Genomic DNA, 23,291 nt, shown 5'->3' on the forward strand with positions numbered 1-23,291 from the left:
GCAGTACATGTCCGAGATCACACTCAACTACGCCGGCCCCGTCGACCTCGACGCCTACGGCCGCTACCGGCCGGGCGACCGGCCCGGCCCCCGCTACCCCTTCCAGGGGCGGATCACCGCCGACGGCGCCGGCGAGTTCCCCGCCGAACCGGGCCGCTACCACCTCTACGTCGCGGCGGTCTGTCCCTACGCGCAGCGCGCGGCGATCGTGCGCTCGCTCAAGGGACTGCAGGACGTGATCTCGCTGTCCTACGTGGACGACGAGCGTGACGGGCGCGGCTGGGCCTTCCGCGAGCGGCGCGGGGCCGACCCGGTCAACGGCTTCACCACGCTCCGCGAGGCGTACGAGGCGACCGAGCCGGGCTTCGACGGCCACGTCTCGGTGCCGGTGCTGTGGGACAGGGCGGGCGGGCGGATCGTCAGCAACGACTTCCCCGACATCACGATCGACCTGGGCACCCGGTTCGGCGGCGACCCGGAGATCGACCTCTACCCCGAAGAGCTCCGGCCGGACATCGACGCGCTCAATGCCAGGATCTACGAGTACGTCAACACCGCGGCGGGCCGCGTCGCCTCGGCCGCCACCGAGACGGAGTACGGCCGGGCCCGGCAGGCCGTGATCTCCTTCCTGGAGGAGCTCGACGCCCGGCTCGCCGACCGCAGGTTCCTGTTCGGCTCCGGGATCACCGAGGCGGACGTGCGGCTCTGGCCGACGCTGCTCCGCTTCGACCTCGCCGACAACCCCTCCGCCAGGATCAGCGAGCGCCCGCTGACCGCCTTCCCGAACCTGTGGGCCTACGCCCGGGACCTCTACCGGCACCCCGCCTTCCGTGACAACACCGACTTCTCCGCGATCACCTCCCCGGCCGCCGCCGAGACCGACCCCTGGCGGATCCCGGTCGAGCCGCTCCACGCCGACTGGGACGAGCCGCACCGCAGAGCCGCCGTATGAGCCCCGTGAGCGCCGCGCCCCCCGTGCCGCCGGACGAGGAGATCGCATGAGCGCCGCCGTCGCCGTCGTCGGCGCCGGGCCGACCGGGACCTGCCTGGTGGAGCGGATCTGCGCCAACGCGGCCGAGCTGCTCGACTGGCCGTCGCTGGACGTCCACGTGATCGACCCCTACCCCCCGGGCGGCGGACGGGTCTGGCGCAGGGAGCAGCCCGAGCTGCTCTGGATGAACTCCACCGCCGCCGACGTGACGCTGTTCACCGACGCGTCGGTCCAGTGCCAGGGCCCGATCCGCCCCGGTCCCTCGCTGGCCCAGTGGCTCGGCGGCGACCCCGGCAGGTTCGCCTCCCGGCCGGTCCAGAACGCCTACCTGTCCCACGTCTTCCGGCAGGCGGTCGACACCGCTCCACGCGGCGTCCGGGTGCACGTCCACGCGGCCCGCGCGCTGGACCTCACCGACGTCCCCGGCGGCCAGGTCGTGACGCTGGAGGGCGGCCGGACGATCGAGGTGGACGCGGTGATCCTGGCACAGGGGCACGGCGACGTGATCCCGACCAGACAGGAGCAGGCACTGGCGGAGACGGCCGCGGGCGGCGGGCTGCACTACCTGCCCACCGGCTACGCCGCCGACCTCGACCTGGACCGGGTGCCCGGGGGCGAGCCGGTGATCGTCCGGGGCATGGGACTGGCCTTCATCGACCTGATGGTGCTGCTCACCTCGGGCCGGGGCGGCCGGTTCGTCCGCGAGTACGACGGGGAGCTCGTCTACCTGCCCAGCGGGCGGGAGCCGCTGCTCCAGGTGGGCTCGCGCCGCGGCGTGCCGTACCACTCGAAGACCGGATACCCCTTCCGCGGCGCCCGCCCGCCGGTGCCGCGCTTCCTCACCGCGCAGGCGCTCGGCGCGGGGCCGTGGAACTTCCGCAGGGACGTGTGGCCGCTGGCCGCCAAGGAGCTGGGCCACGCCTACTACCACGAGCTGATCACCGCCCACCCGGAGCGGGCCCGGACGGGCTGGGCGGAGTTCGAGGAGGCGTACGCGGCCGAGGAGTGGCGCAGTCCCGGGATGCGCGCGCTGATCCGCAGGGCCGTACCCCGGCACCTGGACCGGCTGGACTTCGACCGGCTGGACCGGCCGCTGGAGCGGATGCGGTTCGGCGACCCGGCGGGGCTGCGCAGGTGGATGCACGGCTACCTGGGAGCGGACCTGGAGCGGCGCTCCGACCCCGCGCACAGCGCCGACCACGCCATGATCCTCGGGCTGCTGTCCGTCTACGGCGTCCTGGCCGAGCTGGGCGTCTCCGACCCCTGGTTCCACGGCTTCTTCAGCTACATCGCCAGCGGTCCGCCCGGCCCCCGGCTGGAGGAGCTGCGGGCGCTGGCCAAGGCCGGCGTGGTCACCTTCCTCGGCGCGGACCTGAAGGTGGAGCACCGCGACCGGCGGTGGCAGGCGCACAGCCCCACCGTCCCCGGCACGGTGGCGGCCCGGACCCTGATCGAGGCCCGGCTGCCCGCGCCCAGCGTGAGCCGGGCCACCGACCCGCTGATCTCCGCGCTCCGCGACCGGGGCGAGATCGACGAGGACTCCGGGCTGCTGAAGGTACGGCCCGCCGACCGCCGCCTGCTCGACCGCTCCGACACCCCCCACCCCCGCAGGTTCGCCTTCGGCCCCTGGGTCGTCGGCGGTGGGGCCACCGGCGGATTCGCCCGGCCCGGCCTCAACGCCCCGCTCTTCCGGCACGCCGACGCCCTGGCCCGGATCGTGCTGTCCGAGGCCGTCACCACCCGGATCAGACACGTCGCCTGAGCTGTCTGTCGCCTGAGCTGTTTAAGGAGAAGAACGTGAAAGTCCGATGGGGCGCCCTGACGCTGGCCGCGGTGCTGGCGCTCGCGGCGTGCGGGGCCGAGACGGAGGCCCCGACAGCCGCGGCCGGCGGCGGGGGCGGCGGATCGCTGGTGTGGGCGGTGGAGACGCAGCCCATCACGTTCAACCCCCAGCAGTGGGGCCAGAACAAGGCCCGCCTGCTGGTGCACAACCAGTTCGACTCGTTGGTCGCCCGGGGCAAGGACGGCGAGTTCCTGCCGTGGCTGGCCAAGTCCTGGGAGGTCTCCAAGGACGGCCTGACCTACACCCTCCACCTCCGCGACGACGTCACCTTCCACGACGGGGAGAGGTTCGACGCCGCGTCGGTGAAGGCCAACTTCGACCAGTTCCTGTCACCGGGCTACAACCCGGCGGTCGCCGCCGTCCAGCTCCGTAACTTCGGCAGGGCCGAGGTGGCCGGCCCGCACACCCTGAAGATCACGCTGAAGGCGCCGGACGGGCTGTTCCTGGACTTCCTGTCCTCGCCGTACGCCGGCCAGATCTCCCCGAAGTCGCTGAGGAACGCCAAGGACCTCAAGGCCGGCGGGGTCGACGTCGTCGGCACCGGGCCGTTCGTCCTCGACCGGTTCACCCCGGGCCAGGAGGTCCACTACAAGCGCAACCCCGACTACGGGTGGCCGCCCGCCGGCTCGGCCCACCAGGGGCCGGCGCACCTGGCGGAGGTGACCTACCGCTTCCTGCCCGAGGCCGCCGTCCGGGTCGGCGCGCTCACCTCGGGCCAGGTCCAGGTGATCGAGGGCGTGCCCGCCACGGAGATCGCCCTGATCAAGGGCGACCCCCGGTTGAGGCTGGAGACCAGCCTCAACTCCGGCAGCGCGTTCTCCTACTACTTCAACCAGTCGCACCCGCCCTTCGACGACAGACGGGTGCGCGAGGCCTTCCGGGACGCCGTCGACGTCGACGCCGTCCTCAACTCGGTCTACCAGGGCACGGCGAAACGGGCCTGGAGCATCATCGGCCAGGGCAGCCCGCAGTTCTACGACGCCTCACTGGAGAACACCTTCGGCGACGACCCGCAGCGGGCGGCCAGGCTGCTCGACGAGGCGGGCTGGGACAAGCGCGACGCCGAGGGCTACCGGGTCAAGGACGGCAGGCGGCTGACCGTGCGGGCCGTCAACTCCGCCCCGTTCGTCCGCGACCGCCGCGACATCCTCGCCCAGGCGATCCAGGCGGCGGTCAAGCAGAGTGCCGGCATCGACTTCCAGGTCAAGCTGGTCGACCAGGGCACCGCGCAGAAGGCCTACGACGACAACCAGTATGACGTCTTCGAGAACTCGCGCGGCGACACCGACGCCGGGGCCGCGCTCAACCTGATCCTCCCCAAGGGCGCCGCGATCAACCGGACCCACTTCGCGGACGCCGGCCTGGACAGGCTGCTCACCGAGGCGTCGGCCAGCTCCGACACCGCCGAGCGCAAGGAGCTCTACGCCAAGGTGCAGAAGCTCGTCGCCGACGAGGCCCTGCTCCTGCCGCTCTACGTGCCGGCCGACCAGATCGCCTACAGCGCCTCCGTCACCGGGCTCACCTTCGAGCCGGTCTCCGGCACCCCCAACAGTGCTTATGACATCCGGACAGGGACATGAGCACCCTCACACTCACCCGGCGGCGGGGGCTGGCCGCCGCCGGGTGGCTGGGCCCGGTGGCCCGGCGGCTCGGATCCGGCGTGGCCGTGCTCTGGGCCGCCGCCACCGCGGCCTACGTCGCGCTGCTGCTCGCCCCGGGCGACACCGTGGACGTCCTCATCGGTGACGGTCTCGACACCCCCGAGCGGAGGGCGCAGATCATCGCCGAATGGGGGCTGGACCGCTCGGCCCTGCAGCAGTACGGCGACTATCTGATCCGGCTGCTCCAGGGCGACCTCGGCCACTCCTACATCCTGCAGCGCGGCGTCGGCGAGGTCCTGTCCTCGCAGATCGGGCCGACCGTGAGACTCGCCCTCGCCGCCGCGGTCTTCGGGGTGGCGCTGGCCCTGGTGCTCGCGCTGGTCACCGCGGGCCGCAGGTCCTGGACCAACGGCCTGGCCGGGCTGTCGGAGCTGGTGGCGGTCTCGGTGCCGCCGTTCCTGATCGGGATCCTACTGCTGGCCGTCTTCTCCTTCAGCCTCGGCTGGTTCCCGGTCTCCGGCGACCGGGGCACCGCCGCGCTCGTGCTGCCGGCCGCCGCGCTGGGACTGCAGATCGCCGGAGTGCTCGGCCAGGTGCTGCGCGAAGGTCTCGAACGGGCGCTGGAGGAGCCGTTCGCGGTGACCGCGCGCTCGCGCGGCATCACCGAGTGGCGCTTGGTCACCCGCCACGCCCTGCGGCACGCCCTGCTCCCGGCCGTCACCCTCACCGGATGGTTCACCGGCGTCCTGCTCGGCGGCGCGATCGTCGTCGAGGCCGTGTTCGGCCGCCCCGGCCTCGGCCAGGTCACCGTCTCGGCGGTGACCGGCAAGGACATGCCGGTGGTGATGGCGATCGTGCTGCTGTCGGCCCTGGTCTACGTGACGGTCAGCACGGTCGTCGACCTCGCCTACCTGGCGATCGACCCCCGCCTGAGGAGGAGCCGATGATCGAAGTTGTTCTCCGTCCGGGGAGGGCCCGATGACGACGGTCACCCAGGCGCCGCCGGTCACGGCCGTCGCTCCCGCCCGGGCCGGGCGCCGGTACGGCGTGCGTCCCCGGTCGGTCGTCCCGCTGCTGTTCCTGGCCGCCGTCGCGGTCGCCGCCCTGGTCCCGGACCTGCTGAGCGGGGTGGACCCGCTGACCGCCGACCCGCTGCACGCCCTCGCCGGGCCGGACGCCGGCCACTGGTTCGGTACCGACCACCTCGGCCGGGACGTGCTGTCCCGGGTCGTCCACGGCGCCGGGCACTCGCTGGGCATCGGCGCGGCCGCGATCCTGTTCGCCGCCGGGACCGGCACCGTCCTGGGCATGCTGGCCGGGCTGTCCCCCCGATACCTCGACGAGCTGCTCAGCCGCCTGTTCGACGTGCTGGCCACCTTCCCCGAGCTGCTGCTCGCCCTGCTGGTCATCGCGGTCACCGGCCCCGGGACCGGCAACGTCGTCCTCGCGATCGGTCTGGCCCAGGTCCCCAACTACGCCCGTGTGATCCGGGCCCAGACCTTCGTCGTCCGCCGGTCCGGCTACGTCGAGCAGGCGGTCACCTTCGGCCTGCCCCGGCCGGTCCTGGTCCTGCGTCACGTGCTGCCCAACGTCCTGGGCCCGCTCCCGGTGCTCGCCACGATCGGCATGGGTACCGCCATCATCGCCACCTCGGGTCTCAGCTTCCTCGGCATGGGGCCGCAGCCGCCGAGTCCCGAATGGGGCTCGATGCTGTCGGAGGCCCGTAACTACCTGCGCGTCGCCTGGTGGACGGCGCTCTTCCCCGGCCTCGCCGTCACTCTGACCGTCATCAGCCTGACCCTGGTCGGGCGCAGCCTCCAGCGCCGTTTCGAAGGGAGAGACCGATGAGCCTCATCGAGGTGGAGGACCTGAGGGTCGGCTTCCCCTCCTCCGGGGTGGAGGCCGTGCGCGGGGTGAGCCTGTCGATCGCGGCGGGCGAGTGCGTGGCGATCGTCGGGGAGTCGGGCTCGGGCAAGAGCGTCACGGCCAGGACCCTGGTGGGGCTGACCGGTCCCGGCGGGAAGGTGACGGCCGGGAAGTTCACCGTGAACGGCAAGGACGCGCTCCGGTTCGGGGCGCGGGACTGGCGGCGGCTGCGCGGCCGGTTCGCCGGGCTGGTGCTGCAGGACGCGCTCGTCTCGCTCGACCCGCTCCGCACGGTCGGCGACGAGATCGCCGAGGTGCTCGCCACCCATGACGTGGTGCCGCGCGCGGGCCGTAAGGCGAAGGCGATCGAGCTGCTCGACGCCGTCGGGGTGCCGGAGCCGGAGCTGCGCGCCCGCCAGTACGCCCACCAGCTCTCCGGCGGGCTACGCCAGCGGGCCCTCATCGCCTCGGCCATCGCCGCCGACCCACCGCTGATCATCGCCGACGAGCCGACGACCGCGCTCGACGTCACCGTGCAGGCCCAGATCCTGCGCCTGCTCGCCGCCCGCAAGGCCACGGGCACCGCACTGCTCATGATCAGTCATGACCTGGCCGTGGTCTCCTCCATCGCCGACCGGGTGCTGGTCATGAAGGACGGCGTGGTCGTCGAGGAGGGGCCGACCGCCCGGGTGCTGTCCGAGCCCGGCCACGACTACACGGAGCTGCTGCTGGCCGCCGTCCCCTCGGCCGCCTCGCGCGGCACCCGCCTGGCCGCCGTCGCGGCCGGAGGTGTGGCGCTGCGCACCCCGCTGCCCGAGCGGACCGTGGATCACAGCTCGCCGGTGGTGGAGGTCTCGGGCCTGTCGGCGGCGTACGGCTCCCGCCGGGTGGTGGACGAGGTCTCCTTCGAGGTCCATCCCGGTGAGACCGTCGGCATCGTGGGGGAGTCGGGCTCGGGCAAGACGACCGTCGCCCGGCTCGTCCTGGGCCTGATGGCGCCCGTCTCCGGCGAGGTCCGGCTGAACGGCGACCCCTGGTCGGCGATCCCCGAGCGCAGGCGCCGCGCCCGCCGCTCCGGCATCCAGGTGATCTCGCAGAACCCGCTGGGCTCCTTCGACCCCCGCTACACCGTCGGCCGCCTGGTGGCCGAGCCTCTCGGCGGGTCCGGCGGGGACCGCAGGGCCCGGGTGGCCGAGCTGCTGGAGCGGGTGGGCCTGCCGGCCGACATCGCCGGACGGCACCCCCGGCGGCTGTCCGGCGGGCAGCGCCAGCGGGTGGCCATCGCCCGGGCCCTCGCCCCCCGGCCCGACGTGCTCGTCTGCGACGAGCCGGTGTCGGCGCTGGACGTGTCGGTCCAGGCGCAGGTGCTCGACCTGCTCGCGGAGATCCAGGCGGCCGACGGGACCGCGCTGATCTTCATCTCCCACGACCTCGGGGTGGTCCACCACATCAGCGACCGGGTGCTGGTCATGCACGCGGGCCGGGTCGTGGAGGAGGGGCACGTGGACGAGGTGTTCTTCATCCCCAAGCACGACTACACCCGGGAGCTGCTCGGCGCGGTGCCCAAGCTGGTGTCGGCCGGAGCCTGACCGGACGGCTGGAGGCCGGCCGGAGACTCACCGGGCGGTTGGAGGTCGGTCTGGGGCCGGTCGGCCGGGGCGGCGTCGGAGGCCGTCCGGCCGGGCCGGTCGGCGTCGGGGGGCGTCTGACCGGGCGGCTGGGCTCCGGCGGGTGCCCGGCCGAGCCCGCGGACGTCGGGCAGGGCGAGGACGCCCAGGCAGGAGAGCGCGATCAGCGCCGCCGCGCCGTACAGGGTGGGGGCCGTCCCCGCCGCCGAGGACAGCGGTCCGGCCAGGGCCATGCCGAGCGGCATCAGCCCCAGGGAGAGCATCCAGTCATAGGCGGACACCCGGGAGATCGCCTCGGCCGGGATGTGCTCCTGCACGGCCGTCTCCCAGAACGGCGCCATGAACGCCAGACCGCCGGTCATCAGCCCGTAGGCCGCCGCGACCGCGAGGGCGGGCGCCCCGGCGGCGAGTGTGACGAAGGGCAGCGCGCCGAGCGCGAGGGCCAGGTTGGCCGCCAGGAGGGGCCGGCGCGGCCTTGCCCGCAGCGCCAGCAGCGCCCCGCAGAGGGCGCCGACCGTGCCGCCCTGCACGATCGTCCCCCAGGCCAGCTCGCCGCCGAGGCCGGTGACGGCGATCAGCGGGCCGATCGTGATCAGGACGCAGCGGCCCAGGTTCCACAGGGAGTGGCCGACGAGGTTCGTCCAGTACCACCGGTGGCGGCGCAGCTCGGCCCAGCCTTCGGCGAGCTGCCTGCCGAAGCGCTCATGCGGCACGGACGGGACCGGCGCGAGCCGGAGGCGGCTCAGCAGCACGGCGCTGACCGCGAACGTCGCGGCGTCGAGGACCAGTGCCCAGCCGGGCCCGGCGGTCAGCGCGAGGGCGGTGGCGATCCCGGGGCCGAGCAGCGTGGAGCCTCGGTTGGCGATCGCCATGAGCGCGTTGGCCCGGGGCAGGTGCTCGGGGGCCACGGTGGCGGGCAGCAGGCCGGTCGTGGCGGGCAGGAAGAACGCCGACGCGGCGCCGGAGAGCGCGGCGAGCGCCGCCAGGTGGAGGGTGCCGACCGTGCCGGTGATCAGCCCGACGCCCATCACGGCATGGGTGAGCCCCCGGACCAGGTCGGCGGCCAGCATCACGCGCTGGCGGGGGAGCCGGTCGGCCCAGACGCCGCCGGGCAGCATCAGCGCCACCGTGGCCGTCGACTGGGCGGCCAGGACCAGGCCGAGGTCGGTGGCGGAGCCGGTCGCGGTGATGATCGCCAGGGCGAGGGCGACGGGGGTGACGGCGTCGCCGATGTGGGAGAGGGCCTGGCCGCTCCAGAGCAGGCGGAAGCGCGGATCTCGTAAGGGGGTCATGGCGGGAAGTTACTACGAAATCAAAATATATGCATCCGTATAATGATGGCCGCTACCCTGTGGACATGTCAGCGCAGGACTCCGCCGATCGGCTCGGCGCCCCGGGGCCGGACTCCGTCGATCGGCACATCGCGCACTGGTCGCGCGAGCTGTCCGACCTCGATCCGCAGATCGAGGGGATCGTGACGCGCATGCAGATGCTCGTGCGGCTGCTCAGGCGCAACAAGGAGGGCTGGCTGGCCTCCTCCGGGCTCAAGCCCTGGGAGTTCGAGGTGCTCCACCATCTGGTCGCGGCCGGGCCGCCCTACCGGGTGGCGCCGTCACTGCTGGCCGAGTGGCTGGACACCCATCCGGCCACGATGACCAACCGGCTCGACCGGATGGAGCAGGCCGGCTACATCACCCGTGCGCACGACTCCGGCGACCGCCGCCGCCTGCTCGTCGCGCTGACCGCAGAGGGGCGCGCGGTGTGGGAGGAGCGGATGGAGGAGGGGGACCGGTCGGAGCGGGCCCTGCTCGGCACGCTCGGCCCCGCGGAGCTCGGGCTGCTCGACGGCCTGCTGCGCCGGCTGGTCCGCGGCGTGGAGGAGAACGGGCCGCCGCTGATGCCGGAATGGCCTTCGGGCGGGCGGAAGCCGGACGGCGGCGCGGCATGACGGCGCGATGACGTCCCCGGTGACGTCCCGCCGGAACCTGCCGGGTGACGTCCCGCCGGAACCTGCCGGGTGACGTCCCGTCGGGACCTACCGGGTGACGTCCCGCCGGCGCGGGTCGCCGGCCGTCGCCCGGTCCCGCCCGCCACGCGCGGCGAACGGGCAAGCCTCGCGTGGCGGGAGGCCGACGGTGAGCGTGCCGGTGAGCCTCATCGCCCCTCCTCCAGCCGGTGCGCGTCGGCGGAGGTCAGGGTCAGCCCGTAGACGGCCTTGAGCTGATCGATCTTCGCCATGGTCTCGGGGGAGAAGGGGGCCTTGCCCTCGAAGGAGTGCAGGACGATGCCCTCGACGAGGTCGCCGAGGGACATGTCCAGATATTCGGCGAGGCCCTTGAGGACCTTCAGGACGTTCTTCTCGATCCGGAGCCCGGTCTGGGCACGCTCGACTGTTACCATGTTACCAAGATAACGGAATCTGTTCAGTGGAGCCGGCGAGCTCCGGCCGCCGGGGTGGCGGGGTAGATCTCCGGTGCGGCCCAGCCGCGTTCGGCGTAGGCCCGGGTCACCGATTCCCGCACGGCCTCCACCCGGTCGTCGGCCACCAGCGCGATCGCCGACCCGCCGAACCCGCCGCCGGTCATCCGCGCGCCCCTGGCCCCACCCCGGACCGCCGACTCCACGGCCACGTCCAGCTCGGCGCAGGACACCTCGAACTGGTCGCGCAGCGACAGGTGGGAGGCGTTCAGCAGGGCCCCGATCTCCCGCACGGCTCCGGCGCGCAGCAGTCCGATCAGCGCCTCGACCCGGTGGTTCTCGGTCACCACGTGCTGGGTGCGCTTGCGCTCGTCGCCGCTGAGCCTGCTCAGGGCGCCCGCCAGGTCGGTGACGTCGCGCAGCGCGGTCACCCCCAGGTGCTTGGCGGCGTTCTCGCAGTCCTGGCGGCGCCGGGCGTACTGCCCGTCGGCGAGCTCGTGGTGGACCCCGGTGTTGATGATCAGCAGTTGGAGGCCGTGCTGGGCCAGGTCGAACGGGATGTTCCTGGTGCCGAGACTCCGGCAGTCCATGAACAGGGCCTTCCCCTCCTCCCCGAGGGCGGAGGCGGCCTGGTCCATGATTCCGCACGGCATGCCCACGAAGTCGTTCTCGGCCTTCTGGGCGGCCAGGGCGATCTCCATCTTCGTCAGACCCAGGCCGTACAGCTCGTTGAGCGCCGTCCCGACCACCACCTCCAGGGCCGCGCTCGACGACAGTCCCGCCCCCTGCGGCACATCCCCGTCGATCACCAGATCCGCGCCCCTGACCGGATGCCCGGCCTCGCGGAGCACCCAGAACACCCCGACGACGTAGCGCGCCCAGCCCTCGGCCTGGTCGAGGTTCTCGACGGTCACCGGCTCGCCCGCCTGGAGCGACCGCAGCCGGATGGTGCCGTCCTCGCGTGGCGTGACCGCCGCGGTGACCCCCCACGGCACCGCGAACGGCAGTACGTACCCGTCGTTGTAGTCGGTGTGCTCGCCGATCAGGTTGACCCGCCCCGGAGCGTGCCACACCCCCTGCGGCTCCACGCCGAACGACTCACGGAAAGCTTCAATAACGCGCATGATCCAACACTCCTAAACAACGTCCCTCCGTAGATTAGCGACTCCCCGGAACGCCGGTTCCGCCGCCGAAGGTCACATCTTGAACGCGCCCGCCCGGCGGATGTGCGAACCGGCCGGACCTTTGGTTGAATGCGGCAGTACGGCATGCATGAGGGGCGGTAGCTCAGCCGGTTAGAGCAGGGGACTCATAATCCCTGGGTCGCGGGTTCGAGTCCCGCCCGCCCTACCCTCAATGACCAGGAGAAAAGCGCTTCTGACCTGCGCTTTTGCGTTCCTCGGTGCTCTCGCTTCGTCCGGCTGTCAACGGCCGTCACCGGTGTCCTGCGGTTGATCGTGCTGAATACGTGCTGAAGTTTGACCGAGATCATCGACCTTCCAGGGCATCGGAGATGCGGCGCTTGGCCGCTTCGTCCTGACCCACGATGCACTTGGCGTAGATCTTCAGCAGCACGTCCACGCTGTGGCCGGCCCAGTGGGCGACCTGGGTCGCGGGCACCCCGGCGTTGAGCCAAGTGGACAGGCAAGCGTGCCGGAGGTCATAGATGCGCTTGCCGAGCGGCGAGGCGTACTCGGCTTCGGTCAGCACCGCGGCGCGCGCCCTGTCCCACGCTCGCCGGTAGGTGATGGTCGGCAGTTCCCCACCGTTGACCCCGGTGAACAGCCAGCCATCCTTGGCAGGCGGGAACGCGGCGAGGTGCGTGCGGAGGATCCTGACCAGTTCGGGAGGGCAGGGAACCGCACGGCTGTCCCCGTTCGCGCGGTGCTTGAGATGACGTTCTTCCCGCTGCGCTCCGTCGTCGGTCCATTCCTTGCCCACATCGGGTAATGCCGTCCGGAACCGCAGCTCTCCCCACCCGTCCGACGACCCCTCCCACTGCTCCGTTTCCCGATTCCACTCCAGAGCGGGGAGCACCACGTTGGCCTTCCGTAGCCCTACAGCCTCCTCGGGGCGAAGGCCGGCGAAGTAGAGGATCGCGAAGAAGGCAACCAGGCGGGGGCCGCTGCGCGGCTGCGCGCCCACGGCGGCCAGAAGCCGTCTCGCCTGAGCAGGGTTCACGACGCACTCGCGATTGACCTCATGCGAGGTCTTCGGGGCCTGCCATTTCAAGCCCTGGATCGGATTCCCGGTCAGCAGCTTCAGCTCCACGGCGTATTCCAGGGCGTTGAACAGGATCGCCCGGTTGCGGCGGGCGGTGCTCGCCGCAACCGGTTTGCCATTGAGCTTGGACGTGGCGGTATCGAGGACTCTGCGCATGGCTGCGGCGTCGTCGAGCACGGAAACCGGGCCCGTGTTCCGCTTCAGCCATTCGACGACGGGAGCATATTCGCTCGGACAGTCGGCTCGGTCTCGGGCGTTGAAAACCCAGCGGATAAGCGTCTTCCGGATCATCTGGTCGGAGGGCTTCCCGCGGACGCCCGTCAGCATGGCCGGCGTCGCGGCCGTGAGGGCTCGCGCGATGTCGCGCCGGTATCCGGCCGAGGCGCGTTTCCACTTCATGTCCACGTAGGCGATGGCGAAGTCGTACCAGCTCATTCCCGCCCTGTCGGCTCGGCGCCACGAGACGGGTTCGCCGGTGATGAGGCTGAACGCCTCACCCTTCCTGGCTGCGGCCTGTAGTTCGCTTCGGAAGGTGTCGGCCTGGGCAGCGGTGCGGAACGGCCTTCTCCAAGGCTTGTCGCCGGTCTTCCACCGCGCGGTGTGAGTGGCTACCCGCGCGCCTCGATAGACCTCCGTCTTGTAGACGCGCACATCGTAGGTGATGTCCTTCATCAGGCGACGTCCTCCAGGCTGGCCAGCCAACGGTCATACTCGGCCCGGCGGACACGGAGGTCTCCGTTGGGGAGCCTCATGCAGTGGGGGCCACGATTCTTCTGGCGCCATTCGTAGAAGGTGGAGCGGGAAATGCCGAGGTCTTCGCAGATGTCGGCGACGGTGAGCTTTTCGGCCTTGGCCATGGCGAGTTGTTCTCCTCAACGAGGCGCTTGGAGGCAGCGGTTTCCGGGGAGGTCGGACCAGCTCTGAGGGGGTAGCCGTCCCAGCCGTCCCAGCCTCATTTGTGCTGGTCAGGCCGGGACGGCTGGTTTCGCCGGGACGGCTAAGCCGTCCCACGGAGGGCAGTCGTCCCGCTCTGACCTGCGATGACGAGGCTGGGACGGCTGGGACGGCTACCCCCCTCGCACAGCGCGATCTCGCCGTGCTCAGGGGTTTCCGGGATGGTCGGCAGTGGGCAGTAACGCGCCCAGGCGTCGAGGAAGTCGGCGCGCTGGTAGCCCTTGGCCTGGGTGCCATCGAGAAAGCGGATGTTGGCCGAACGGATCTCGTATTCGCGCAGGATCGCGCCCAACTTCATCGCGGTCAGACCGTTGGGGCCGTAGTCGGCCCACGGGGCTTCGGGATCGGCCTTGAGCCGCTCCAGCAGGACCGCGGTAGGCAAGGCGGGATCGGGGCCGAAGGCCGTGCGGCAGTCGGCCAGCAGCCGGACCCGCGGTGAGGGCCGACCGGTCTCGTCGGCCTCGGCGGTCAGGGCGAGCACCGCGGCGCGGGCGCGCTCGGGCCAGTGCCCCCCGGCGTGATCGGCGACGGCGACCAGCGGTTCCCAGGTGTCGGCGGCGCGGTCCTCGACCGGCATGGCGGGTTCGGCCTGCTCCAGAGTGGCCAGGTCGGCGCGCAGCCACGTGGACAGGTCGGCGGCGAGCTGGCGCAGCGGCAGCCGGTCGCGGCGATGCCGATAGGGAGAGACGGTCTCGCCGGGGCCGCGCCGGCGCATGCGGATCACCACGGCGCGATCCTCGATCGTGTCGGGCATCGCGCCGATCCCGGCGAGCGCGGCCATGGCGAAGGTCGGGATGGACTCCACGCGGCCGGTGTTGGCGTCATAGCGCTTGGCCGGGCGGTTGCGCTGGTGTCCGGCGTTCAGCAGGCCGCGCAGGTCCTCGTTGCCGTCCGCCTTGGGGCCGAAGATGGTGTCGGCCTCGTCCACCAGCATGGTGGGCGGGTCCTCGCTGATGGACCGGTAGACGGCGGCGCTGCTGGAGTTGACGGTGATGAACGGCTCATGGCAGGTGGCCTCGACCACGTCCAGCAGCCGGGACTTACCGCAGCGCTTCTCCGGGGCGCGGATCACCAACCGGGGCGCGTGCGCCCACGCGGGTTGAGCGTGAGTGGCGGCGATCCACAGTGTGACCGCGTCGGCGGCCTGCGAGGTCGGCAGGATGACGTAGCGGGTCAGAGCGTCGAGCAGGGCGTCGAGCAGAATCGCGCCGTAGGTGTTGTTGTCGGCGCTGGGCTGGGACATGAGATCGGCTCCCGTATGAGCGAGTGGGCTGGTCATGCGCTCCGCCGACGCGGGACCGCAGCGGCGTTGGCCGCGGCGAGTCGACGGCCTTGACGGTCGCCGGGGCGAGGTCTGCCGAAGTCCTCTCGGCGCCCGTCCCATCGGAGAGCTTCGAGTTCGGCGTGGGTGCGGGTCCGCGACAGGTTGCGGATCTGAGCGGCCAGGGATTCCCAGTGGCCGGCCATCTCCTGGTGGGCGTAGCCGTAGCCGATCTCCCAGCCAGAGCGGTGACCATCGCGGTAGCCCTGCTCGTATGACTGACGCTCGCGGCGGTGCTGGCTGTCCAGATCGGCTACGAGTGCGGCGGCCAGGGCATAGCGGATCGGGGCGCCGTAGTCGCAGCAGGTGGCCAGGACGCGGGTGGCGGTGGTGAAGGCCGGGCGGGTGGTGGGCGGGATGGACATGGATGGTCTCCGTTTCGAGGTGGTCAGCGGGTGCCGTCGCGGTGCAGGCGGCGCAGGTGGGTGTAGAGCTGCCGGCCCAGCCGGGGACGCATCCCGGTGCCGTCACAGGCACGGCAGGCGCGGTTCCTGCCGCCCGGACGGCAGCGGACGCAGCGCCCCCAGGGGGAGGCGAGACAGAAACCGATGTAACTGAACGTGGTGACAAGTAGGCAGAGGACTAGCAGGACGATGCCGGGCGCCATGGGGGCCTCCAGGGCCGTTTTCAGGGTTGCCGCAGGTAGGGCGCTAGTGCACTAGGGCCCTGGTCGATCCTCGGATGGGGTGCTAGCGGGGGTGCTAGGTCTAGCGGGGTGCGGTGCTAGACCTAGCGCCCTCCGGCCAGTCAGGCGCCGGTGCCTGACCCCTTCCTTCCGTCACGCAAAGTGATTGCGGTGATGATGTCCCGGCGGATGATGCCGCGCCGGTTGGCACCCTTGCCGCCGCTCTCCGGAGTGCCCCAGACCTGACCGGTCTTGACCCCGTACGGCTTCAGGGCGGTGGTGAGCTGAGCGGCGCGGGCGTCGGCCTCCAGCTCCATCCACGGCCCGTAGACCTCGGGACGGAGCTCGGCGAGCCGGGCCACGACGGTCTCCGACCAGCACTTGGGCTCGTGCACCACGGCGGCGATGTCGCCCAGCAGGTCGAAGGTGGGCGCGGTGTCGGCGGTGAACGCCTCGCCCAGCGCATGCCCGGACAGAGTGCCCCTCTGTTGCCGGGCCGCACGGGCGCGCAGGGCGAGCTTTTCGGCGGTGGGCGCGTCGATGTAGACGCTGCGGACGATGCGGGCGCTCTCACCTTCACCGGCGAAGTAGCAGATGCCCTTGTCGTTGAAGGAGAACATGGTGGCCCGCACCCCGTTCTTGTACGACGACGTCCCGAGCACCATGTCGTTTTCCATCTGGCCCATGACCTTCAGGCACATCCGCACCACCGCGTTGGCGCTGATGCCGGTGGGCAGTGACTTGGCGTCGGGGCGCTGGGTGGCCAGGATCAGCACCATGCCCAGGGCGGGACCACGCTTGACCAGGTCGGTGCAGACGGACTCGAACTCCTCGCCGTACTTGGGGTGCTCGAACCAGACCTGGCACTCGTCCACCGGGATGACGATCGGGTGCAGGCCCAGGCTCTTGTTACTGGCCAGCTCGGGCGTGACCTTGGATTCGGGGCAGATGTCCTTGGGCAGCTCCCGGATCACCTTGGCGCGGCGCCGTAGCTCCTCGCGTAGGCCGCGCATGTCCGCGATGGCGTATTCGATGTCGGCATCGTCGTCGCCGGCGCGGTAGCGGTGCGCCACGCATTCCAGGGGGGACAGGTCGCCGGTGCCCTTGAGGTCGTACAGGTGCAGCTCGGCGCGTGGGTCCAGAGCGGCGATGAGGGCCAGCAGACGCAGCAGGAACGTCTTGCCCATGCGCGGGACGGACCCGATGATGACCGAGACGAACATCAGCGTCAGCGCACTCCAGCGCCCCCGCTGGTCGGTGGAGAACGGCGTGGGCTTGAACAGGTCCACCGTGCCGGAGCGCATCAGCGGCCAGGTGGGCTGCTTGGCCTTGTTCATGTCCTGGTCTCCGACCCACAGCAGCATGCGACCGGTGTGCTCCTCGGGGACGGTCTCGGGCCACACGCAGCCCAGCGGGCGGCGCAGGCCGGAGGCGAGCTTGTCGCGGCGCTCCATGACCTCCGACACGGTCACGCCGTAGGGCAGGTCCACATCCGCCCGCCAGCCGGGGCCGTCGCGGGTGATCGGGGCGACGAACTTGATGCCGTCACGCGGGTTCTTGGCGATGGTCTGGTTGATGGCGGCGATACCGAGCGCGCCCAGCGCCCGGACCACGATGTCACTGCTGAGCTTCTCCCGCACGGTCGGCAGAACAGCGCGGTCGATGAGCGGCTTGTCGGCCGGACGGCCGAGGACGCCCAGTGCGGCCAGCGCGAGCGCCAGGGCCGTCCACTGGGCGGGCGTGGGCGCGGATGCCACGACGATGCTCGCGATCAGCAGCGTGACCAGCGCGAGTCCGGACATCCACACCCGCAGCCGCACCCGGGAGTCCCGCTGCCGCGACAGCTTCAGGTAGTGCTCCGGGTCGGCCTTCTCCACCGCGGCCCGGCGCACGGGCTCACCCTCCAGGTCGAAGGTCCAGCGGACCACGCCGCCCGCCAGCCGGACCAGACCGCGCGGGGAACGGGCGGCCAGCCGTCCGGCGTACAGCGGGGAGCGGGTGAGCTGGTAGCCGGCCACGTAGGCGTAGTGCGCGCCCGCCCACTTCAGCGTCGCGATGGCCTCGCGCCGCGAGCGTAGCCACAGCGGCACGATCGGACGGCGGGTCTTGGCCTTCTCCGCCAGATCGGCCCGCCAGTCGCGGTCCGCCTCGCCGGGTGCGTCCACCCGGATGACCTCACCCTCCAGGAACGACCCGTCCGGCATCGGGGTGGCTGGAGTGGGGGGGTAGGAGTGGCGGCGGTCGCGAGCGGTCTCGATGGAGACCACGTCGGCGCCGGGACCGTCACCGCCCTGTCCGGCCGGTGGGTGGCCGGACCGGACAGTCAGTTCCACAGGGGCGGTCGGGCGGTGGCCGTTGGTCTCGGTCGGGGTGTCAGTCATGATGGGTTCACCTCTGCTGCTTGACGGTGGCGGGGTTGCGGGGCGCGGCCGTTGTCTTGGCGGATGGGGCCGCGTCCCGTACGGAACGGTCGAGGTCGGTGGGGTCGAGGGGCGGCAGGTCGAGTTCGGCCCGCCAGTGGTTGATGAACAGCCACAGCCGGTGATCGGGCGGCGGAGTCAAGGCGAGGGCTTCGTCGATGCTCAGCGCGGTGAGGGCCTGGTCGCGGGTGAAGGTGCGTCCCGGGTGGCCGGTCACGCTCCATCGGCCGTCTGTGCTGCGCTGAGCGCAGTGACCGGACAGGTCCTCGGTCATGGTGCTGTGGGTGATGTGCAGGGCCATCACCCCGCCTCTTGGATCAGGGCGTCGCGTACGGCGCGGGCGGTGTCGGTGCCGCACCCGAGCGCCCGACGGATCTTGTGGGTTCCGGGATCGGTGGGCAGTTCTCCGGCGGCGATCAGCCGCCGCACCCGCAGGGTGAGGGCGTCGATGCCGGGACCGCCGTGGGGGTACTCCGGTCGCGTGCTTGCCCTGTACTCCAGGCCAGTACGGGGGTACTGACGGCCATGGTCCAACCGGGAGAACGCGGTCAGGATGATGGGCAGAGCGGTGACGACGGCGACCGCGACGATCGGTCCGAGGACGTGTAACACCAGCCGCGAGAGGCTGAAGGTCTCGGCGACACCGGGCAGGTACGGCCAGGCGTTCATCGACAACGTGAGCCCGAGGAACAGCCACTCGACGCGTACCAGCGTCCGGTCATTGAGCGGCTGACCGCGGGTGCCGAGATAGGCGCGGGCACCGACGACGACCAGCAGGGCCAGGGACAGGAACGGCTCGACCAGCCAGGCGAACACCCATGCGGGCGACCAGGGCGCGGCGCCATCGGTGGCGAAGTGCTGGACGCCGGCCGCCGACCAGGCCAGTGCGAGTGTCAGTGACACCAGACCGGCCGACACCAGCAGGTGACGCATTCGGGCGGCCTGCCAGGCCCGCATCGCGGGGTCCTGAGCCAGCTCGTGCAACCGCGCGGCCTCACTGGCGGCCTTACGGCGCTTGCGGACTTTGGCGGTGTCCACCATCAGCGGCGCGTCGTCGTCTTGGAGGTCGGCCAGCAGGTGCGCTTCGGCCACCTCGGCGCGCAACTGTCGCACGCGCTTGGTCTCACCCTCAGCATTGACCGGCTGTGCCGCCGGCGGGAGGGCGGGGATCTGCTCGGCCAGGTGCCGTTCGATCTCGGCCAGGCCGCGCGAGATGTCTTCAGGAGGCGGTTCAGGGATCGGGCTTGTGGTGCTCATCAGTCCTCCATGTAGGGATGGCGGAACGTTCGGGTCTCATAGCTCCGGTTCCGGCAGGTTGCGCAGTCGGGTCGCTTGCAGCCGCGGTGAACGGCCAAGGCGTCGGCTGGCGCATCAGGGTGGGGAAGGCCGGTGACCTCCAGGTACAGCCGGATGTGCGCGGGGTCGTGGCGGCTGGGGTAGGGGCCGCGGACCTTGGTGACGGTGGCGAGGGCGTGGAGGGTCAGCGAGGCGTCGGCAACCTCGTACGGCGTGCCGATGAGGCGGATGTTCATTGCGCGGTCCTCCTCAGGGCTGGTGACGCCTACATCACACACCCAACCTTCTCGGGTAGGTAGCGCTGCGTCCCGATAAGCTTGAAGCTTACCGGTAAGGCTGTCAAGCTACCCGAGTGAATCGAGACGATGAGCGGCCGTTGTACTTACGAGTCGCGGAACAGCTACGCGCCAGGATCACGTCAGGTGAGCTCCATGAGGGTGATCGCCTGCCGTCCGTGCCGAGGTTGGCAGCGGAGCTGGGCATCTCCCGCTCCACGGCCACCGAGGCGTTGAAGGTGCTCATCTCCGAAGGTCTCGCTGTTGCGCGTTCCGGCTCCGGCACCTTTGTCCGCCTGCCTCGGGAGCCGCAACGTCTGATCCGTGCCTGGTATCGGGCGAGCTTGTACGGCTCTCCGTTCCGGCAGGACATGGAGCGGCAGGGGCGTGAGGCCGGTTGGGTGTACGAGTCCCGAACCGTTCAGGCCCCGTCGGAGATCCGCGACCGCCTGGGGCTGGAAGGACCCGCGGGTGATGCCGAGGACGTGGTGCGCACCGATTACGGCTTCTCGGCCGATGGGGAGCCTGTCATGCTCTCGACCAGTTGGGAACCGCTCACCATTACACGGGGCACGCCGATAGTGCTGCCTGAGGATGGCATGCTCGCCGGGCGCGGCGTGGCTGAGCGGATGCTCAGCATCGGTGTGGTGATCGACGACTGGGTGGAGGAGGTCGGGGCGCGGCTCGGCACCGCGGACGAGTGCGAGCGGCTGCAGCACGCGCCAGGCTCCATCATGGTGACCATTCAGCGCACCTACTACTCAGGTGAGCGGGCGGTGGAGACCGCCGACATCGTGGTGCCGGCCGACCGGTTCGCGCTGGTCTACAGCGGCAAGATGGGGCGAGTCTCGGGGGAGTAGGCCACGCGCCGGACGGCCGTCGCAGAATCCGCGGAATCCGCAGAGCTGGGCATGGAGCGCTGATCGAGCTGGTAGGGCGTCGATGCTTGTTGCGCTGCCTCACTTGTGTATGCCGTCATGGTGCACGCCGCCCCGGGTGGCCCTGACAGTGCTGATCACCATGCCATCCTGGCCGCTCACCGATGAAGGTATAACCCGCGCCGGGACCGATCCGTACGAGATGAGGACTTTCTCTGCAGGCATCAAGGGCGATCCGCCTGCGGCGTCTCGCCGCGCGTCGGGTGGTCGCCGGCCGCGCTGCGGCTCTTCGGCCGGTCGCGGCCGCGCCGCCCGCGCGTAATTCTTCAGGACCTTGCTCTTTATGAGTGAAATTCCATCGTGATCACCCCGCAGTCTGATGCCATGAGGCTCAGCCGTTTGGGGAGGGGAGAAGCAAGGGCCTGAAGCTACTCGTCCTGGTCCTAAGGTCTCCTGAAAAGTCCATGATGGATATCGTGGTTTGTCGCGATGTATGCCTTGGGAGCTTCGTTCGTGTGTCGTGGGGGTCCTCAGGTTCGGAACCTGGAGTACTCACGCAACACGCGAGAGGTTCTCAAGGAGGTATCGCCATATTTGTTCCTTGAAAAGTGGATTGAGTTTCCCTGATAGCTGGTGTTGTGGAGGCATAGTGCCTGTTCAAGCACCGTGGCGGTCGCCCTTCGGGGTGACCGAGGATCGCAACACTCCACCCGCTGTTGCCCCCTCGCCAGTGGGGCGTGGTGGCGGTCGCCCTTCGGGGTGACCGAGGATCGCAACCCCGGGCACGCCGGTGTTGAACAGGCCGCCCCCGGGGGTGGCGGTCGCCCTTCGGGGTGACCGAGGATCGCAACCTCTTGGCGCCGTTGACGGTCAGGCGGCCGATGCGGTGTGGCGGTCGCCCTTCGGGGTGACCGAGGATCGCAACGCCTTGCACCCCCGCAGTACGACAAGGTGCGCCTCGTGGCGGTCGCCCTTCGGGGTGACCGAGGATCGCAACACGGGGATGGCCACCGTGCGCTGCACCTGCTCGCAGTGGCGGTCGCCCTTCGGGGTGACCGAGGATCGCAACCGGTCGGCACGTTCCGCACCGTCACGTCGTCCACGGTGGCGGTCGCCCTTCGGGGTGACCGAGGATCGCAACGGGAGCGGTGCTGCTGCGCAGGCGCGCGGCCCATGGTGGCGGTCGCCCTTCGGGGTGACCGAGGATCGCAACGAGTTCGTCGTGTTCGACCTGGACCGCGCGAAGGGGTGGCGGTCGCCCTTCGGGGTGACCGAGGATCGCAACCGCTTCTTTGACCGGGAGACGAACCGCTCTGAAGGGTGGCGGTCGCCCTTCGGGGTGACCGAGGATCGCAACATGCCATATCAGGAGATCGCCGGCCTGACTGATTCCGGTGGCGGTCGCCCTTCGGGGTGACCGAGGATCGCAACTACCAGGGTCAGCACGTCGTGCCCGGCGAGCTCCGCGTGGCGGTCGCCCTTCGGGGTGACCGAGGATCGCAACCCGGTAGTGGTCCGGCAGAGGTAGACGCACCACCGAGTGGCGGTCGCCCTTCGGGGTGACCGAGGATCGCAACCCGTCACGGTCGCGGCCGTGGTGGTGCTGCGCGGGTGTGGCGGTCGCCCTTCGGGGTGACCGAGGATCGCAACTGAGGGGCTGTCTAGAGTCGTGTTCTGATCATCAGCGGGTGGCGGTCGCCCTTCGGGGTGACCGAGGATCGCAACGACCTGGCGGATCAGCGTGGCCAGCCTGCTGGGGAGTGGCGGTCGCCCTTCGGGGTGACCGAGGATCGCAACTCTGATGCGGCGTGGACCCCGGCCATGCGGGCCGAGGTGGCGGTCGCCCTTCGGGGTGACCGAGGATCGCAACCCTCCCAGGGGTCAGCAGGTACGGCGCAGGAGTGCGAAGGTGGCGGTCGCCCTTCGGGGTGACCGAGGATCGCAACGGGTCCATTCGACGAACGGCGGCAGGCTGGTCACGGCGGTGGCGGTCGCCCTTCGGGGTGACCGAGGATCGCAACTCTGCAGTCTCCGACGGCGATCCGCCGCCGCCTGCGGTGGCGGTCGCCCTTCGGGGTGACCGAGGATCGCAACGGGTTAACGTCTTGCTGGACTACGACAGCCCGGACGTGGCGGTCGCCCTTCGGGGTGACCGAGGATCGCAACCTGGTGCTGAACTCCCCCAACGGGGGGTTGGCGGCGGGTGGCGGTCGCCCTTCGGGGTGACCGAGGATCGCAACCCTCCGCAGGAAGCCAGGTCGGCGCCTTCGGCGGCGTGGCGGTCGCCCTTCGGGGTGACCGAGGATCGCAACTTCCCGCCCAGGCCGGGGAACTTCAGCGGGGTCGGCGTGGCGGTCGCCCTTCGGGGTGACCGAGGATCGCAACCGCTCCGCAGACCCGCCCGGTCCCGCCGATCGTGGGTGGCGGTCGCCCTTCGGGGTGACCGAGGATCGCAACTGGTCCAGCGGGAACGGGTCCACGGGCAGGCTCATGGTGGCGGTCGCCCTTCGGGGTGACCGAGGATCGCAACCTGCTGGGCTGCGCCACTCACCGACCACTGGATGAGTGGCGGTCGCCCTTCGGGGTGACCGAGGATCGCAACCCCGCAACTCAGCGCGGATCCACTGGTTGAGGAACGTGGCGGTCGCCCTTCGGGGTGACCGAGGATCGCAACATCATGGTCAGCCCGTGGGGCCGGGAGTTCATGGACGTGGCGGTCGCCCTTCGGGGTGACCGAGGATCGCAACTACTGCTCAGGCCCCGGCTCGGCCTCGGCCGCGCACGTGGCGGTCGCCCTTCGGGGTGACCGAGGATCGCAACCGTCTTCTTGCGGTAACTTCCGGTACATGCAGCAAAGTGGCGGTCGCCCTTCGGGGTGACCGAGGATCGCAACATCCCTGATCCCGGCCAGCAGGCCATCCTCGACGCGGGTGGCGGTCGCCCTTCGGGGTG

The 23,291-nt window shown here is 70.9% G+C and carries 21 protein-coding genes, 1 tRNA gene and 1 CRISPR repeat array; of the genes, 9 read left to right on the plus strand and 13 right to left on the minus strand.

Going from position 1 to position 23,291, the window contains the following annotated elements; translation table 11 throughout:
• Window positions 1-7 precede the first annotated feature (7 nt).
• Genes ACZ6R6_RS02155 through ACZ6R6_RS02180 form a run of 6 tightly spaced genes read left to right on the plus strand, consistent with a single transcriptional unit; the run spans window position 8 to window position 7,890 of the window.
• Entirely contained in the window at window positions 8-952 is a 945-nt protein-coding gene (locus tag ACZ6R6_RS02155; protein WP_470089438.1) for a glutathione S-transferase C-terminal domain-containing protein, read from the plus strand.
• A gap of 46 nt (window positions 953-998) precedes the next feature.
• Entirely contained in the window at window positions 999-2,753 is a 1,755-nt protein-coding gene (locus ACZ6R6_RS02160; RefSeq protein WP_470089440.1) for an FAD/NAD(P)-binding protein, read from the plus strand.
• Window positions 2,754-2,788: 35 nt separating this feature from the next.
• Window positions 2,789-4,414, plus strand: a complete 1,626-nt coding sequence (locus tag ACZ6R6_RS02165) for an ABC transporter substrate-binding protein (protein ID WP_470089441.1) — start codon at window positions 2,789-2,791, stop codon at window positions 4,412-4,414.
• Window positions 4,411-5,382 carry an ABC transporter permease gene (locus ACZ6R6_RS02170; protein WP_470089443.1) on the plus strand — a complete coding sequence of 324 codons (972 nt, stop codon included), beginning with the start codon at window positions 4,411-4,413 and terminating at the stop codon, window positions 5,380-5,382. Before ACZ6R6_RS02165 ends, ACZ6R6_RS02170 begins: the two co-directional genes overlap by 4 nt.
• Before the next feature lie 31 nt (window positions 5,383-5,413).
• Entirely contained in the window at window positions 5,414-6,283 is an 870-nt protein-coding gene (locus ACZ6R6_RS02175; protein ID WP_470089445.1) for an ABC transporter permease, read from the plus strand.
• Entirely contained in the window at window positions 6,280-7,890 is a 1,611-nt protein-coding gene (locus tag ACZ6R6_RS02180) for a dipeptide ABC transporter ATP-binding protein (protein WP_470089446.1), read from the plus strand. The genes ACZ6R6_RS02175 and ACZ6R6_RS02180 overlap by 4 nt, the downstream gene beginning before the upstream one ends.
• Here the strand turns inward: ACZ6R6_RS02180 and ACZ6R6_RS02185 are convergent.
• Complete coding sequence (locus ACZ6R6_RS02185; RefSeq protein ID WP_470089447.1) at window positions 7,836-9,221, minus strand: MFS transporter; 1,386 nt, start codon at window positions 9,219-9,221, stop codon at window positions 7,836-7,838. The two genes, ACZ6R6_RS02180 and ACZ6R6_RS02185, sit on opposite strands and share 55 nt — an antisense overlap.
• Before the next feature lie 65 nt (window positions 9,222-9,286).
• On the opposite strand from ACZ6R6_RS02185, the gene ACZ6R6_RS02190 reads away from it, so the two are divergent.
• Window positions 9,287-9,877, plus strand: coding sequence for a MarR family winged helix-turn-helix transcriptional regulator (locus ACZ6R6_RS02190; RefSeq protein ID WP_470089448.1), 591 nt, complete (start codon window positions 9,287-9,289; stop codon window positions 9,875-9,877).
• Between the two features lie 87 nt (window positions 9,878-9,964).
• On the opposite strand, the gene ACZ6R6_RS02195 is transcribed toward ACZ6R6_RS02190, so the two are convergent.
• The 3 genes from ACZ6R6_RS02195 to galK are packed head-to-tail and all read right to left on the minus strand — an operon-like array spanning window position 9,965 to window position 11,471.
• Entirely contained in the window at window positions 9,965-10,087 is a 123-nt protein-coding gene (locus ACZ6R6_RS02195) for a hypothetical protein (RefSeq protein WP_470089450.1), read from the minus strand.
• Window positions 10,084-10,329, minus strand: a complete 246-nt coding sequence (locus ACZ6R6_RS02200) for a hypothetical protein (RefSeq protein ID WP_470089452.1) — start codon at window positions 10,327-10,329, stop codon at window positions 10,084-10,086. The genes ACZ6R6_RS02195 and ACZ6R6_RS02200 overlap by 4 nt, the downstream gene beginning before the upstream one ends.
• A gap of 23 nt (window positions 10,330-10,352) precedes the next feature.
• Window positions 10,353-11,471, minus strand: a complete 1,119-nt coding sequence (gene galK, locus ACZ6R6_RS02205) for a galactokinase (protein WP_470089453.1) — start codon at window positions 11,469-11,471, stop codon at window positions 10,353-10,355.
• A gap of 152 nt (window positions 11,472-11,623) precedes the next feature.
• Here galK and ACZ6R6_RS02210 point away from each other — a divergent pair.
• A tRNA-Ile gene (locus ACZ6R6_RS02210) sits at window positions 11,624-11,697 on the plus strand.
• Window positions 11,698-11,835: 138 nt separating this feature from the next.
• On the opposite strand, the gene ACZ6R6_RS02215 is transcribed toward ACZ6R6_RS02210, so the two are convergent.
• The 9 genes from ACZ6R6_RS02215 to ACZ6R6_RS02255 form a co-directional block, all read right to left on the minus strand.
• Window positions 11,836-13,242, minus strand: coding sequence for a tyrosine-type recombinase/integrase (locus tag ACZ6R6_RS02215; protein WP_470089455.1), 1,407 nt, complete (start codon window positions 13,240-13,242; stop codon window positions 11,836-11,838).
• A complete protein-coding gene (locus ACZ6R6_RS02220) occupies window positions 13,242-13,427 on the minus strand; it encodes a helix-turn-helix transcriptional regulator (RefSeq protein ID WP_470089457.1) in 186 nt (61 codons plus the stop codon). Before ACZ6R6_RS02220 ends, ACZ6R6_RS02215 begins: the two co-directional genes overlap by 1 nt.
• 140 nt (window positions 13,428-13,567) lie before the next feature.
• Entirely contained in the window at window positions 13,568-14,767 is a 1,200-nt protein-coding gene (locus ACZ6R6_RS02225; RefSeq protein ID WP_470089458.1) for a DUF3631 domain-containing protein, read from the minus strand.
• Window positions 14,768-14,799: 32 nt separating this feature from the next.
• On the minus strand, window positions 14,800-15,210 hold the full coding sequence (locus ACZ6R6_RS02230; RefSeq protein WP_470089460.1) for a hypothetical protein: 411 nt from the start codon (window positions 15,208-15,210) through the stop codon (window positions 14,800-14,802).
• A gap of 23 nt (window positions 15,211-15,233) precedes the next feature.
• Window positions 15,234-15,452: a hypothetical protein gene (locus ACZ6R6_RS02235; protein WP_470089462.1), complete on the minus strand. Its 219-nt coding sequence runs from the start codon at window positions 15,450-15,452 to the stop codon at window positions 15,234-15,236.
• Between the two features lie 140 nt (window positions 15,453-15,592).
• A complete protein-coding gene (locus ACZ6R6_RS02240) occupies window positions 15,593-17,851 on the minus strand; it encodes a cell division protein FtsK (RefSeq protein WP_470089463.1) in 2,259 nt (752 codons plus the stop codon).
• A 7-nt stretch (window positions 17,852-17,858) separates the two neighbouring features.
• Entirely contained in the window at window positions 17,859-18,191 is a 333-nt protein-coding gene (locus tag ACZ6R6_RS02245) for a hypothetical protein (RefSeq protein ID WP_470089465.1), read from the minus strand.
• Window positions 18,191-19,147, minus strand: coding sequence for a hypothetical protein (locus tag ACZ6R6_RS02250; protein ID WP_470089467.1), 957 nt, complete (start codon window positions 19,145-19,147; stop codon window positions 18,191-18,193). Before ACZ6R6_RS02250 ends, ACZ6R6_RS02245 begins: the two co-directional genes overlap by 1 nt.
• Window positions 19,147-19,422, minus strand: coding sequence for a hypothetical protein (locus ACZ6R6_RS02255; protein WP_470089469.1), 276 nt, complete (start codon window positions 19,420-19,422; stop codon window positions 19,147-19,149). Before ACZ6R6_RS02255 ends, ACZ6R6_RS02250 begins: the two co-directional genes overlap by 1 nt.
• Before the next feature lie 116 nt (window positions 19,423-19,538).
• Here ACZ6R6_RS02255 and ACZ6R6_RS02260 point away from each other — a divergent pair, with 116 nt between their 5' ends.
• Window positions 19,539-20,321, plus strand: coding sequence for a GntR family transcriptional regulator (locus ACZ6R6_RS02260; RefSeq protein ID WP_470089471.1), 783 nt, complete (start codon window positions 19,539-19,541; stop codon window positions 20,319-20,321).
• Window positions 20,322-21,005: 684 nt separating this feature from the next.
• A CRISPR array of direct repeats spans window positions 21,006-23,232; the repeat unit is 37 nt; unit sequence GTGGCGGTCGCCCTTCGGGGTGACCGAGGATCGCAAC.
• Window positions 23,233-23,291: the final 59 nt, after the last annotated feature.

This window comes from Streptosporangium sp. NPDC048886 (genome assembly GCF_055586905.1).